At 64.4% G+C, this 13,442-nt stretch carries 17 protein-coding genes; 12 read left to right on the forward strand and 5 right to left on the reverse strand.

What is annotated here, in order from left to right:
* Positions 1 to 30 precede the first annotated feature (30 nt).
* Entirely contained in the window at positions 31 to 891 is an 861-nt protein-coding gene (gene motA / locus NX784_RS03210) for a flagellar motor stator protein MotA (RefSeq protein ID WP_258815256.1), read from the forward strand.
* Positions 892 to 901: 10 nt separating this feature from the next.
* Here motA and NX784_RS03215 read toward each other — a convergent pair whose 3' ends face one another.
* The 3 genes from NX784_RS03215 to NX784_RS03225 form a co-directional block, all read right to left on the reverse strand.
* Entirely contained in the window at positions 902 to 1,426 is a 525-nt protein-coding gene (locus tag NX784_RS03215; RefSeq protein ID WP_258815257.1) for a DUF2939 domain-containing protein, read from the reverse strand.
* A gap of 108 nt (positions 1,427 to 1,534) precedes the next feature.
* Positions 1,535 to 2,458, reverse strand: coding sequence for a serine hydrolase (locus NX784_RS03220; protein WP_258815258.1), 924 nt, complete (start codon positions 2,456 to 2,458; stop codon positions 1,535 to 1,537).
* A gap of 238 nt (positions 2,459 to 2,696) precedes the next feature.
* Positions 2,697 to 3,713, reverse strand: a complete 1,017-nt coding sequence (locus NX784_RS03225; RefSeq protein WP_258815259.1) for a sulfate ABC transporter substrate-binding protein — start codon at positions 3,711 to 3,713, stop codon at positions 2,697 to 2,699.
* A 228-nt stretch (positions 3,714 to 3,941) separates the two neighbouring features.
* Here NX784_RS03225 and NX784_RS03230 point away from each other — a divergent pair, with 228 nt between their 5' ends.
* From NX784_RS03230 to NX784_RS03260, 7 genes are all read left to right on the forward strand, one after another.
* On the forward strand, positions 3,942 to 4,469 hold the full coding sequence (locus tag NX784_RS03230; RefSeq protein WP_258815260.1) for a GNAT family N-acetyltransferase: 528 nt from the start codon (positions 3,942 to 3,944) through the stop codon (positions 4,467 to 4,469).
* 105 nt (positions 4,470 to 4,574) lie between these two features.
* Complete coding sequence (locus NX784_RS03235; protein ID WP_258815261.1) at positions 4,575 to 5,234, forward strand: YcbK family protein; 660 nt, start codon at positions 4,575 to 4,577, stop codon at positions 5,232 to 5,234.
* A gap of 106 nt (positions 5,235 to 5,340) precedes the next feature.
* Positions 5,341 to 5,616, forward strand: a complete 276-nt coding sequence (locus NX784_RS03240; RefSeq protein ID WP_258815262.1) for a DUF378 domain-containing protein — start codon at positions 5,341 to 5,343, stop codon at positions 5,614 to 5,616.
* Positions 5,617 to 6,075: a metallophosphoesterase family protein gene (locus NX784_RS03245; RefSeq protein WP_258815263.1), complete on the forward strand. Its 459-nt coding sequence runs from the start codon at positions 5,617 to 5,619 to the stop codon at positions 6,073 to 6,075.
* 70 nt (positions 6,076 to 6,145) lie between these two features.
* Complete coding sequence (locus NX784_RS03250) at positions 6,146 to 6,565, forward strand: hypothetical protein (protein ID WP_258815264.1); 420 nt, start codon at positions 6,146 to 6,148, stop codon at positions 6,563 to 6,565.
* Between the two features lie 82 nt (positions 6,566 to 6,647).
* Positions 6,648 to 7,460 carry a transporter substrate-binding domain-containing protein gene (locus NX784_RS03255; protein WP_258815265.1) on the forward strand — a complete coding sequence of 271 codons (813 nt, stop codon included), beginning with the start codon at positions 6,648 to 6,650 and terminating at the stop codon, positions 7,458 to 7,460.
* Positions 7,457 to 8,134 carry an amino acid ABC transporter permease gene (locus NX784_RS03260; RefSeq protein ID WP_258815266.1) on the forward strand — a complete coding sequence of 226 codons (678 nt, stop codon included), beginning with the start codon at positions 7,457 to 7,459 and terminating at the stop codon, positions 8,132 to 8,134. Before NX784_RS03255 ends, NX784_RS03260 begins: the two co-directional genes overlap by 4 nt.
* A 30-nt stretch (positions 8,135 to 8,164) precedes the next feature.
* Here NX784_RS03260 and NX784_RS03265 read toward each other — a convergent pair whose 3' ends face one another.
* Positions 8,165 to 9,841 (reverse strand): electron transfer flavoprotein-ubiquinone oxidoreductase, encoded by a 1,677-nt coding sequence (locus NX784_RS03265; protein WP_258815267.1) that lies wholly within the window; start codon positions 9,839 to 9,841, stop codon positions 8,165 to 8,167.
* Positions 9,842 to 10,019: 178 nt separating this feature from the next.
* On the opposite strand from NX784_RS03265, the gene NX784_RS03270 reads away from it, so the two are divergent.
* Together NX784_RS03270 and NX784_RS03275 are read left to right on the forward strand one after the other, a co-directional pair.
* Positions 10,020 to 10,796, forward strand: coding sequence for an SDR family oxidoreductase (locus tag NX784_RS03270; RefSeq protein ID WP_258815268.1), 777 nt, complete (start codon positions 10,020 to 10,022; stop codon positions 10,794 to 10,796).
* A gap of 125 nt (positions 10,797 to 10,921) precedes the next feature.
* Complete coding sequence (locus NX784_RS03275; protein WP_258815269.1) at positions 10,922 to 11,341, forward strand: acyl-CoA thioesterase; 420 nt, start codon at positions 10,922 to 10,924, stop codon at positions 11,339 to 11,341.
* Here the strand turns inward: NX784_RS03275 and NX784_RS03280 are convergent, their stop codons facing one another.
* Complete coding sequence (locus NX784_RS03280) at positions 11,342 to 11,902, reverse strand: PAS and helix-turn-helix domain-containing protein (protein WP_166860391.1); 561 nt, start codon at positions 11,900 to 11,902, stop codon at positions 11,342 to 11,344.
* Between the two features lie 159 nt (positions 11,903 to 12,061).
* Here NX784_RS03280 and NX784_RS03285 point away from each other — a divergent pair, with 159 nt between their 5' ends.
* Both NX784_RS03285 and NX784_RS03290 read left to right on the forward strand, forming a co-directional pair.
* A complete protein-coding gene (locus NX784_RS03285) occupies positions 12,062 to 12,760 on the forward strand; it encodes a CoA transferase subunit A (RefSeq protein ID WP_258815270.1) in 699 nt (232 codons plus the stop codon).
* Between the two features lie 16 nt (positions 12,761 to 12,776).
* Positions 12,777 to 13,427, forward strand: a complete 651-nt coding sequence (locus tag NX784_RS03290; protein WP_258815271.1) for a 3-oxoacid CoA-transferase subunit B — start codon at positions 12,777 to 12,779, stop codon at positions 13,425 to 13,427.
* Positions 13,428 to 13,442: the final 15 nt, after the last annotated feature.

The raw sequence follows: 13,442 nt of genomic DNA on the forward strand, positions 1-13,442 counted from the left end.
TGGCCTGAGAAATATTATCGGAGCGGTGTCATGTTGATTGTCGTGGGTTTCGTGATCGTGCTGCTGGCCGTGTTCGGCGGTTTCGTCCTGCAGGACGGGCACCTGGCCGCGCTGTTCCAGCCGTACGAACTCTTGATGATCTTCGGCGGCGCGCTGGGCGCCTTCGTCATCGCCAACGACCGCAAGGCGATCAGCCTCACGTGGCACAGCCTGCCGATGCTGTTCCGCGGCTCGCGTTACACGCGCGGGCTGTACATGGCTTTGATGGCCCTCATGTTCGACTTGTTGACGAAAGTGCGCCGCGAAGGCCTGATGGCGCTGGAAAACGAGATCGACGATCCGTACGCGAGCGCCATCTTCACGAAATACCGGGCGATCCTGATGGATGACCACCTGCTGGAATTCATGACGGACTACCTGCGCCTGCTCGTGTCGGGGACGATGAACAGCTACCAGCTGGAAAACCTGATGGACAACGAGATCGAAACGTACCAGGAGGATTCCGATATCCCCGTGCAAGCGATCCACAAGCTGGCTGACGGCATGCCCGCGTTCGGCATCGTGGCCGCCGTGATGGGCGTCGTGCACACGATGGGCGCCATCGGCCGGCCTCCGGCCGAGCTGGGCAGCCTGATCGCGGCCGCGCTCGTCGGCACCTTCCTCGGCATCCTGCTGTCGTACGGCCTCGTCGCGCCGCTCGCGAGTCTGCTGCACCGGCGCCACCAGGAAGTCGTGAAAGCGCTGCAATGCGTGAAAGTCACGCTGCTGGCGTCGATGAACGGCTACGCGCCGACGATCGCCGTGGAATTCGGTCGCAAGGTCATCTCGGCCACCGAGCGCCCGACCTTCGCCGAGCTGGAAGGCTATGTGCGCCAGCTGAAGTCGCGCTGAGCGGGCCCGTTCAGCTTCCGTGTGCGAGGTCGATGCCGGCCAGCTTCCACGTCCACAGGCCGTCGCGCCGGAAGATGAAGCTGCCGCCGTCGCGCGCCGTGACGGCAAAGCTGTTCCAGCCGCGGTAGGCGAGGGCGTAGCGGGGCTTGTCGCGTTCCGGTTCGGTGTCGGGCGTGTCGGCTGCGGGCGCCGGTTGCCCGATCCTGATCCGGCCATGCTCGACCATCGTCGCGACGCCTTCCGGCGACACGGCCGCGTCGACGAGCGGATCGACGACGGCCATCGCCATCTTCCTGCCGAATGCGGCGAACGGATTGCCGCCGTCGGTTCCGCCCGCCTTGCCGCCCAACGCCTCGAGCGCCTGCTCCTTCACGCTGGCGCGCAGCGCGGGGAAGTCGACTTGGCCGGCGACCGCGTCGGCGTCGTGGCGCGCGACGGCTGCCTGCAGGCGGTGCAGCGTCCACCAGGGGCTGGCGGCACTGGTGGCGGCGATGGCGAGGAGGGTGACGGTGGCGAGGGTGCGGAAGCGGTTCATCGTTGATTCATGTTAAAAAAACGCCATGATACCGGACCGCTACGCCAGAAACGACGAGGCCGGAACGGTTGCCCGTCCCGGCCTCGCGTGATGACCGATGCCGCGTGCTCAGTGATGGCGGCGATGGCGCGTCACGATCATGTGCCGGCGTCCGTGGCGCGTGGTGCCGCCGACGGAGGCGCGGATGCGCGGACCGCCCACGGACGCGCGCGCCGATTCCGGGCTGGTCGAGACGGGACCGGCGTCGCCCAGCACGTGGCGGCGGATGTTGAGGGCGTCCAGCACGCGCACCGAGGATGCGCCCGCGTTCAGCAGCACCATCGTCGCGTTCTTGCCGGCCGCTTTCACGCGCATGATCAGGCAGCGGCCCGCTTCCTGCGTGTAGCCCGTCTTCGACAGGCCGATATCCCAGCCCTTGGCGCCGACGAGGCGGTTCGTGTTGTGGTACTCGACTTCGCGGCCCTTGATGTTGATCAGGTCCTTCGAGGACGTCGTGATGCGGGTGATTTCCGGATAGTTCGACGCAGCGGTCGCCATCTTGACGAGGTCGGCGGCCGTCGAGCGGTTGTTCGGATTCAGGCCCGTCGGTTCCTCGATGGAGGTCTGCGTCATGCCCAGCGCGGCGATCTTGCGCTTGACGGCCACGCGGAAGGCTTCGATGCCGCCCGGGTACGTGCGGGCCAGTGCGGCGGCGGCGCGGTTATCCGACGACATCAGCGCCAGTTGCAGCACGTCGCGGCGCGGGATGGTCGCACCGACGGGGACGCGCGACGTGCTGTGCTTCAGCATGTCGACGTCTTCCTTCTCGATCTCGATCGGCTCGTTCATGTCCTGGTGGGCATCGAGCACGACCATGGCGGTCATGAGTTTGGTCAGCGAAGCGATCGGCGCGACGGTGCTGGCGTTCTTTTCGAACAGCACCTTGCCGGTGTCGTCTTCGACCACCAGCACCGATTGCGATCCGAACGGCACGGCGAGGGCCGCCGCACTGGAGATCGTCATCACTACGGCGGCGAGGAATTTTTTGATCATGGATGGTGTCAGAGTACGGTTAATGGTCGGGCGCCGGACGGCGGCGGAGCATCAAAACGTCGGAGTCGGCAGATAGCGTCTAGCTATACGGCAACATTTATATGAACGATAGCATCAAAGATTGACATGTGTCTATGTCGGTCTGTGAAATATCGAGTCCACCAGCAAGATTCTACAAGAAAAAAAAGCCCCGCGTTGCCGCAGGGCCTTCTTTTTGAACGGATTTTTCCAGAGTGTCTTATTTTGATTGGTAGATTTTGTCGAATTCACCACCGTCGTCGAAATGGCGCTTCTGCGCAGCCCGCCATCCGCCGAATACCTCATCCACGGTGAACAGCTGGACCGGCTTGTAGTTGGCGGCGAACTGTTTCATGATTTTCGGGTTGCGCACGCGCAGATAATGCTTCGCGCCGATCTCCTGGCCCGTCTCCGAATACAGGAAGTTGAGGTAGGCCGTGGCCTGCTTGCGGGTGCCCTTGCGGTCGACGACCTTGTCGACGACGGCGACGGGAGACTCGGCCAGCACGGAGATCGCGGGATACACGACTTCGAAATCGTTGCCGAACTCGGCGCGCACGAGGTTGACCTCGTTCTCGAACGTCACGAGGGCGTCGCCGATCTGGCGCTGCGTGAACGTGGTGGTGGCGGCGCGGCCGCCAGCGTCCAGCACGGGCACGTTCTTGAAGATCTTGCCGACCAGGTCGCGCGCCTGGGCTTCGGTACCGCCTTTCTTGAGCACGGAGCCCCAGGCGGCCAGGTACGTATAACGGCCGTTGCCGGCGGTCTTCGGGTTCGGGATGACGACTTTCACACCTGGCTTGGCGAGGTCGGCCCAGTCGTGGATGCCTTTCGGATTGCCCTTGCGCACCAGGAACACCATGGTCGAGTAATAGGGTGCCGCATTGTCCGGGAATTTCTTCGCCCAGTCCTTCGCGACGAGGCCGCGGTCGGCCAGCATGTCGATGTCGTTGGCCTGATTCATCGTGACGACGGACGCTTCCAGGCCGTCCGCGACGGCGCGGGCCTGCTTGCTGGAGCCGCCGTGCGACTGCTTGATCGTGATGGTCTCGCCCGTCGTCTTCTTCCATTCGGCGACGAAGGCGGGGTTGATGTCCTTGTACAGCTCGCGTGCCACGTCGTAGGACACGTTCAGCAATTCCACGTCGGCGGCCTGGGCGCCGAGGGGAAGGAGGGCGCTGCCGAGGGCCAGCGCGAGCAGCGCGCGGCGCAGGGAGGAAACGGATGGGATCGCCATATTATTGTTCCTTGTGAAGACTCTCTAGGGGTGATGGATGTTCCGTTAAAAAATAGCAAAACAAAAGTACATTTTTATCATATGCTTAGACGCCCCATGAGGCATGCATACGTTTGGAGGCCGCGCAAAGCAGGCGTAGCGCGTTTGAGTTATAGTCCGGCCTTCCGCTGTTCGGACCGGTTGACGGTTCGCTGATTCATCGTTTGTACTGGGTTGACGTTGAAAACCATGGGTATCGAAATTCGCCAGGCTATACCGAATGACGCGCAGGCTGCGTGCCGGCTGCTGCGCCATTCGATCGAGGAAGGGTGCATGCCCGACCACGGCGGCCGGCCCGACATCCTGCAGGCCTGGCTCGGCAACAAGACGACCGACAACGTGCTTGGCTGGCTGTCGTCGCCCAGCAACTACGCCGTCGTTGCCGATCGCGACGTCGACGGCGTGCGCGAAGTGATCGGTTTCGCCCTCGTGAACCAGGCCGGCAAGGTGCCGCTGTGCTATGTCCGTCCCGATCTGTTGCGTAAAGGCGTCGGCACGGCGTTGCTGTGCGCGCTGGAAGCGCAGGCGCGCGCGTGGAATATCCGCAAGCTGCATATGCAAAGCCCGGGCTCGGCGAGCGGCTTTTTCGAACGCCAGGGCTATGTCAATGCGGGCAAGGACAAGGCTTGCTACGGGCTCGAATGCGATTTTCTCTGGAAGCAGCTCGACGCGGAATCGGCCCCGGCCCGCAAGCGATTTTGCAATTGCAGCCAGTAAGCTGCCTCATGCCTTGATCGTTGTGTAACATTACGCAACGTGAACTCATCTTTTTTCTCGCCAGCGCATGCGCTATAGTAGGCGGCTTCCAATGATGAGTTCGTTATGGCTTCCCGCAGAGACTTTCTTCACCAAGGCTTGCGCCTGACCGCGCTGGGACTTGTCGCCGTCCCGCTCGCGCAAGCCGAAGCGGCCCGCGCCGGCCGCGACCAGGTCGATGCCCCCGGCACCACGGAGCTGGAACCACCTCCCGACCTGTTCGATGCCCAGGTCGTCGACATCGACTTCTGGGTCAAGCCCCGCACCTTGTCGCTGATCCGTCCGCAAAGCGGCGAGCGCACCAGCGTCCTGTACTGGAAGGACGGCGAGGTGATCGACGCCGCGTACCAGGAACTGTGCCATCTGCTGCGCGACGTCAACGGCAAGGCATCGATCGCCATCGACCCCAAGCTGCTCGAGACGTTGTGGGCGTCGCAGGCCTTCGTCGCACGCTACGGCCTCGACCGCCCGCTGGAAATCCTGTCCGGCTACCGCACGCCGGCGTCCAACAACCGCCTGATCGAGCAGGGCGTGCCCGCGGCGCGCCAGTCGCTGCACATGTCCGGCAAGGCGGCCGACGTGCGCATAGCGGGCCTCACGGAGGAAGTGCTGGGCGGGCTCGTGAAGAGCTTCCGCCAGGGCGGCGTCGGCTTTTATTACCGCTCCGGCCCGAAAGGCGGCTGGATCCACACGGACACGGGCTTGAACCGGACCTGGAAGGGCTGAGCCGAGGATAGGCGGCGCACGCGTTCGCGCGTTTTTGCTATCTTGAGTGAACGGCATGCACCGCAGGCCGTAACAATCTTTCCTGAAGGAGGACATGATGGCAACCATGGACGCACCGACAATGGAACGACGGCACCTGCCCGAAAGGCGCGCCGCCGTGCGCGAAGGCACGACGCTGATGACCGGTCTCGATTTCCTCGCGATGGCCTTGCTGATCGTCGGCGGCCTCAACTGGGCGATGGTCGGCTTGCTCGACATCGACGTCGTCGCCACACTGTTCGGCCCGGGCAGCCCCGCGAGCCGTGTCGTGTACGTGGTCATCGGCCTGGCCGCGCTGTATTCCATCTATACGGCGATCAAGCTGAGCCGCCACCAGCACTGAATGCGCGTCGGCCTGATTTCCGACACGCACGGCCTGCTGCGGCCCGAAGCGCTCGACTTTCTTGCGGGCGCCGACCACATCGTCCACGGCGGCGACATCGGCAGTCCGGACATCCTCGAGCGCCTGGCGGCGCTCGCGCCGCTGACGGTCGTGCGCGGTAATAACGACACGGCGCCTTGGGCACATGAGATTCCCGCGACGGCCCGCGTCGATCTCGGGCGCGTCGCCCTGTACGCCATCCACGACTTGAAAGAACTCGACATCGCCCCGCGCGCGGCCGGCGTGCGGATCGTCGTGTCCGGCCACTCGCACCGGCCCGCGTGCACGGAGCGCGACGGTGTGCTGTACGTGAATCCGGGCAGTGCGGGTCGGCGCCGCTTCAGCCTGCCGATCGCGGCCGCTGAACTCGTCATCGACGGCGATCAGGTGCATGCGCGCATCGTGATACTCGTCCCGTGAGCGTGTGCTGGCCGCGGGACGGGAAATGCCGTAGCATACGCGCCGTCCTCAAGCTTGATCGATCTCACCCATGACGCACGACGCCAACCAGAACAACGACACCGAACGTCCCCGTTTCCGCCCCGTCCCGTGGACGTCGCTGGAGACCCCGCAGGACGTCGAGCTGTGGATAGCCGAGCACGACCGCGCGATGCACGAGCTCGTCAAGCCGCACGAGACGGGCGTCGGCGTGCGCTTCCGCCTCGCGCCCGGCGGCGACATCTATATGCAGACGGCGGCCGACGCCGTCATCCTCGACGTCGAGCCGGACGCCGGCTGGGTCGCGCCGCTGATCATGGCCGCGACGGGCGCCGAGCAGCCGGCCGGCACGACCTGGGTGCTGCCGGACGACAAGCTCGTGCAGTTGCTGCTGGGTTTGTCGACCCTCGTCGAGAGTTCGCTGATCGTCACGGGGCACAACTTCGGCAAGCATGGGCGGCGACAGTTTTAGCATATATTTACGACAATATTTCCTTTGCGCATAGGCGCGATTCGGTGTTAAATCAGCGATGTCCGAACGACGAGCTGAGCCGATGCACATTCGATTCCTGAACACCACGCGGCGCGCGCTGCTGTCCACTGCGGCGCTGGCCGCCGGCTTGGCGGTCGTGGCCGCACCCGTCCGCGCGGCGGACCTCATCGACACGGTCAAGGCGCGCGGCACCTTGCGCATCGCAATGGAAGGGACGTATCCGCCGTTTAATTTCAAGGATGCGAAGACGGGGCAGCTTGCGGGCTACGACGTCGACGTCGCCAAGCTCGTGTGCGCGAAGCTGGGCGTGCAGCCGGAATTCGTGACGACGGAATGGGCGGCTATCCTCGCGGGCCTCGCTGCCGGCAAATACGACGCCATCGTGAGCCAGGTCGGCATCACGCCGCGGCGCCAGCAGGCGTTCGATTTTTCCCAACCTTACACGTACTCCGCGCCGCAATTGATCGTGCGCCGCAACGAGGAAGCGACCTATCGCAGCCTCGCCGACCTCAAGGGGCGGACCGTCGGCGTGGGGCAGGGCAGCGTGTTCGAGCAGCAGGTGCGCGCCGTGCCCGGCATCGAGGTCAAGCATTATCCGGCCGCGCCGGAGAACCTGCAGGACCTCGCGTTCGGCCGCATCGATGCCGCCCTCAACGACAGCCTGATGGTCGCGTATCTGCTGAAGAATTCGCAGCTGCCGATCCGCGCGGGCGCGCGCGTGGGCGATGTCGAGCGCACGGGCATTGCCTTCCGCAAAGGCAATCCGAAATTCCATGCGGCCATCGACAAGGCCCTCGACGAGGCGCGCGCGGACGGCAGCCTGAAGCAGGTGTCGCTGAAGTGGTTCGGCGTCGACGCGACGCACGCCCCGTGACATCCCTGGCCGCGCTCACGGAACTCGTCGACCTGCTGCGCGAGGCGGCCCCCGTGCTGGCGAAAGGGGCCGGCACGACGCTCGCGTTCGCGGTGGCGTCGATGGCCGGCGGGCTCGTGCTGGGCTTCCCGACCGCCGTCCTGCGCGTGGCGCCGTGGGCGCCGCTGCGCTGGCCGGCCGCGCTGTACGTGAGCGCGTTCCGCGGCACGCCGCTGCTCGTGCAGTTGTTCGTCATCTACTACGGCTTGCCGGGCATCGGCATCGCCTTCACGCCGGTCACGGCCGGGGTCCTCGCGCTGTCGCTGAACGCGGGCGCGTATCTGTCGGAAAGCCTGCGTGGCGCCATTCTCGGCGTCGGGGCGGGCCAGTGGAATGCCGGGTTCAGCCTCGGCCTCACGTACCGCCAGACGCTGGGCCTCGTGATCCTGCCGCAGGCGCTGCGCGTGGCCGTGCCGGCGATGAGCAATACGTTGATCAGCCTGATCAAGGACACGGCCCTCGTGTCCGTCATCACCGTGAGCGAGCTGATGCTCGCGACGAAGGAATTGATTGCCGTGACGTTCCGGCCATTGCCGCTGTACGTGGCGGCCGCCGGCGTGTACTGGCTGCTGAGCCTGTTCTTCGAAGCGGTGCAGCGGCGCGCGGAGCGCCACGTCAACCGCGGCCACCAATGAAAAACGGCGGATCGCTCCGCCGTTTGCTCATCACATGTTCGGGTAATTCGGCCCGCCGCCGCCTTCCGGCGTGACCCAAACGATGTTCTGCGTCGGGTCCTTGATGTCGCACGTCTTGCAGTGCACGCAATTCTGCGCATTGATCTGCAGGCGATCGTTGCCCTCGTCCGTCTTCACGAATTCGTACACGCCGGCAGGGCAGTAGCGCTGTTCCGGACCCGCGAACTTGGCGAGATTGATCTCGACCGGCACGTTCGGATTTTTCAGCGTGAGGTGCACGGGCTGGTCTTCCGCGTGGTTCGTGTTCGAGATGAACACGGACGACAGGCGGTCGAACGTCAGCTTGCCGTCCGGCTTCGGATACACGATCGGCTTGAAGTCGGACGCCGGGCGCAGGCATTCGTGGTCGGCGTGCTGGTGGCGCAGGGTCCACGGCGCCTTGCCCTTGAACAGGATCTGGTCGATGCCGGTCATCAGGGTGCCAAGGACGAGACCCTTGCTCATCCACGGCTTGAAGTTGCGCGCCACGTGCAGTTCCTCGTGCAGCCACGACTGCTCGAACGCGGCCGGATAGCTCGTCAGTTCGTCGTGCTGGCGGCCCGCGCCCAGTGCGGCGTAGGCGGCGTCGGCCGCGAGCATGCCCGTCTTGATGGCGGCATGGCTGCCCTTGATGCGGCTCGTGTTGAGGAAGCCGGCGTCGCAGCCGATCAGTGCGCCGCCCGGGAACACGGTCTTCGGCAGCGATTGCAGGCCGCCCGCCGTGATCGCGCGCGCGCCGTACGAGATGCGTTTGCCGCCTTCGAAGAAGTGGCGGATCGAGGGATGCGTTTTATAACGCTGGAATTCCTCGTACGGCGACAGGTACGGGTTCTGGTACGACAGGCCGACGATGAAGCCGACGGCGACCTGGTTGTTTTCGAGGTGGTACAGGAACGAGCCGCCGTACGTGTCGTTGGGCAGCGGCCAGCCGGCCGTGTGGACCACGAGGCCCGGCTGGTGCTTGGCCGGATCGATTTCCCACAGTTCCTTGATGCCGATGCCGTACGTCTGCGGATCCTTGCCCTTGTTCAGGTCGTATTTCGCCATCAGCTGCTTGCCGAGGTGGCCGCGCGAGCCTTCCGCGAACAGCGTGTATTTCGCGTGCAGTTCCATGCCCAGCTGGAAGGCGTCCGTCGGCTGGCCGTGGCGGTTGACGCCCATATTTCCGGTCGCGACGCCCTTCACGGAACCGTCGTCGTTGTACAGGATCTCCGCGGCCGGGAAGCCCGGGAAGATCTCGACGCCCAGCGCTTCCGCCTGCTGACCCAGCCAGCGCACGACGTTCGCCAGCGAGATCACGTAGTTGCCGTGGTTGGTCAGCATCTTCGGCATCATGAACGACGGCGTCTGGTAAGACTTCGTCTCCGTGAGGAACAGCATGCGGTCTTCCGTAACGGCCGTGTTCAGCGGCGCACCCAGCTCCTTCCAGTTCGGGAACAGCTCGTTCAGCGCGCGCGGGTCCATGACGGCGCCCGAGAGGATGTGCGCACCCAGCTCGCCGCCTTTTTCCAGCACGCACACCGACACGTCCTGGCCTTTTTCGGCAGCGAGCTGTTTCAGGCGGATCGCGGCCGACAGGCCGGCGGGGCCGCCGCCGACGATGACCACGTCGTATTCCATTGCTTCGCGGGGGCCGTATTCTTCGAGGAGGGTGTTGGGCTGAGTCATGTCTTATTGGAGTGATTAAATTTAAGCACGAGTGTGCACTTTTTTGCGCTCGTTGGCAACGTCGAGCGTCATTGTAGGGCAACTATTAGACGCGCCAATCTAATCGGCGTGAAATAGGTGAAGTGTGCAATCATTATGGCTTCGCAACAGAATTTAGTTCGGGGACAGGGGGCGTAACGTGGGTATTGAAGTCAATTTCGAAGGAAAGATCGCGATGGTCACGGGCGCGTCGAGCGGGTTGGGCGCGCGTTTTGCCAAGGCGCTGGCCGGTGCCGGCGCCCAGGTCGTGCTGGCGTCGCGCCGCATCGAACGCCTGAAGGAATTGCGCGCCGAGATCGAGGCCGAGGGCGGCGCGGCCCACGTCGTCGCGCTGGACGTGACGGACCTCGCGAGCATCAAGTCCGCGATCGCCCACGCGGAGACGGAGGCGGGGCCGATCGACATCCTCGTCAACAACTCCGGCGTGTCGACCACGCAGCGCCTGCTCGACGTGAACGAGGAAGACTACGGCTACGTGATGGACACGAATCTGCGCGGCGCGTTCTTCATGGCCCAGCAGACCGCGAAGCGCATGATCCAGCGCGCGAAGGGCGATCCGAAGAAGCAGCACCGCATCGTCAACATCGCGTCGGTCGCGGGCCTGCGCGTGCTGCCGCAGATCGGCGTGTACTGCATGAGCAAGGCCGGCGTCGTGCAGATGACGAAGGCGATGGCCGTCGAATGGGGCCGCTACGGCATCAACGTGAACGCCATCTGCCCGGGCTATATCGCGACCGAGATGAACGAGGATTATTTCGACACGGAGCAGGGCAAGAAGCTGATCGAGATGCTGCCGCGCCGCCGCACGGGCCGGCCGGAAGACCTCGACGGCCTGCTGCTGTTGCTCGCCGCGGAAGAAGCCCATTTCATCAACGGCGCCATCATCACGGCCGACGACGGCATGACGGCGCAGTGAGCCTCGCCGTCGAGTCCTTCCTCTAGGACGCGGGGCCCGAAGCCCCGTATCATTCCGTCCGCATGACACGGCCCGCCGCGCCCGCGCGCGGCGGGGACGATTTTCCTTTATCGAATCAAGCAACAATGAGTGAAAAGAAGCAGGTTCACGTCATGCGCCAGGCGATCCGCTGGGGCGACATGGACGCATTCGGCCACGTGAACAACACGGTGTATTTCCGGTACATGGAGAGCGGGCGCATCGCCTTCCTCGAACAGGCGGCGGGCGACCTCGACATCCAGGGGCAGGGACCGGTGATCGTCACCGCGCACTGCTCGTTCATCAAACAGCTGAAGTATCCGGGCGAGATCGAAATCCGCACGTTCGCAGGTCCTGCGGGGCGCTCCAGCTTCGACGTGACGCACGAGATCCGCATGGTCAATGCGGACGGCCGTGCCGACGTCGTTGCCGCGGAAGGTGGCGGCAAGGTCGTGTGGATCGATTTCGCGGCCGAGAAATCGGTGCCGTTGCCGGCCCGACTGCGCGAGATACTGCCTCCCGGCTGATCAGCGCGCCATGCCGACGAGCTTGTGCACGAGTTCCGACGACGTCGACGCCGAGAACTTGCGCATGAGCTTGGCCCGGTGCATCTCCACCGTGCGCGGCGACAGATCGGTCTCGCGCGCGATTACCTTGCTCGTCTTGCCTTCGACGAGCAGCGCCGCGATCTCGCGCTCCCGCGGCGTGAGTTCGGCCGTGACCGGACGCTTTTCGCTGACGTCCTCGAACGTCCACACGCCGGCGCCCAGCGGCTCGGCCGGGTCGAGCGCGCGGCCCGTCACGTGGCACCAGAACAGCTCTCCATTTCCCCGCCGCATGATGCGCTCGTCCGAGTAGCGGCCCTTCGCGTTCATGATGGGAATGATGCGGTCGCCCGTGCGCAGGAACTCGTCCATGGTCGGATACAGTACCGAGAACGACTGGCCGTCGAGCTGCGTGCGCTGGTAGCCGAACATCGCCGCCAGCGCGTGGTTGCACGACTGGATCACGCGGTTCACCGAGATGCACATGCCGACGGGCGCGTGCTGGAAAATCAACTCGTAATCGATGGCGTATGATGCGTTCATTTGATGGTGGTCGACTGTTCCCGCGCGAGGCGCTTGCCGGTATTTCTACGGTATTGTGCTTTGGAGGGCCGTATTCTATTCTCGAATTCTACTCTGCTGTACAGAAAGAGCTCCTGTCGGCTCATCCACGCTTGAAGCTTAACGATTAAAGGGACGGGTATGAACAAAGTGTATCCAGATGCGCGCTCCGCGCTGGAAGGGGTTGTCGCCGACGGCCAGACGATCGCCGTGGGCGGTTTTGGCCTGTGCGGTATTCCGGAGGCGCTGATCCTCGCGCTGCGCGATTCCGGCGTCAAGAACCTGACGGCCATCTCGAACAATGCCGGCGTCGACGACTTCGGCCTCGGCCAGCTGCTCACGACGCGTCAGATCCGGAAGATGATCGCCTCGTACGTGGGCGAGAACAAGGAATTCGCGCGTCAGTACCTGGCCGGCGAACTGGAACTGGAATTCACCCCGCAGGGCACCCTGGCCGAGAAGTTGCGCGCCGGCGGCGCTGGCATCCCCGCGTTCTTCACGAAGACCGGGTACGGCACCATCGTCGCGGACGGCAAGGAAACCCGCGAATTCGATGGCGAGATGTATGTGATGGAACGCTCGCTCGTGCCCGACGTCTCCCTCGTCAAGGCCTGGAAGGCCGACCGTGCCGGCAACCTCGTGTTCCGCAAGACGGCACGCAACTTCAATCCGAACGTCGCGACCGCGGGCAAGGTCTGCATCGTGGAAGTCGAGCAGCTGGTCGACATCGGCGAGATCGATCCGGACCAGGTGCACACCCCGAGCATCTTCGTGCACCGCATCGTTCACAACCCGACGCCGGAAAAGCGCATCGAACAGCGCACCGTGCGTCAAGCATAAGACCAGGGAGACAGACATGGCATGGACTCGTGATGAAATGGCTGCGCGCGCGGCCAAGGAACTGCAGGACGGTTACTACGTGAACCTGGGCATCGGCCTGCCCACCCTGGTGGCGAACTACGTCCCCAAGGACATCGAAGTGTTCCTGCAGTCGGAAAACGGCTTGCTGGGCATCGGCCCGTTCCCGACCGCGGACGAGGTCGACGCCGACCTGATCAACGCCGGCAAGCAGACCGTGACGGCGCTGCCCGGCGCCGCTTACTTCAGCTCGGCCGACTCGTTCGGCATGATCCGCGGCGGCAAGATCAACCTGGCGATCCTCGGCGCGATGCAGGTGTCGGAAAAGGGCGATCTCGCCAACTGGATGATCCCGGGCAAGATGGTGAAGGGGATGGGCGGCGCAATGGATCTCGTGGCCGGCGTCAAGCGTGTCGTCGTCGTGATGGAGCACGTGGCCACAGGCAAGGATGGCTCCGTCAGCCACAAGATCCTCAAGAAATGCGACCTGCCGCTGACGGGCGTCGGCGTCGTCGACCGCATCATCACCGACCTCGGTGTCATCGACGTCACCGACAAGGGTCTGAAGCTCGTGGAGCTGGCGCCCGGCGTCACGAAGGACGAGGTCGTGGCGGCCACGTCGGCCGAACTGGACGTGTCAAGCGTTTGACGTCCTCCGGACGGA

It is taken from the genome of Massilia pinisoli, from assembly GCF_024753285.1.
Lineage (GTDB): Bacteria > Pseudomonadota > Gammaproteobacteria > Burkholderiales > Burkholderiaceae_D > Telluria > Telluria pinisoli.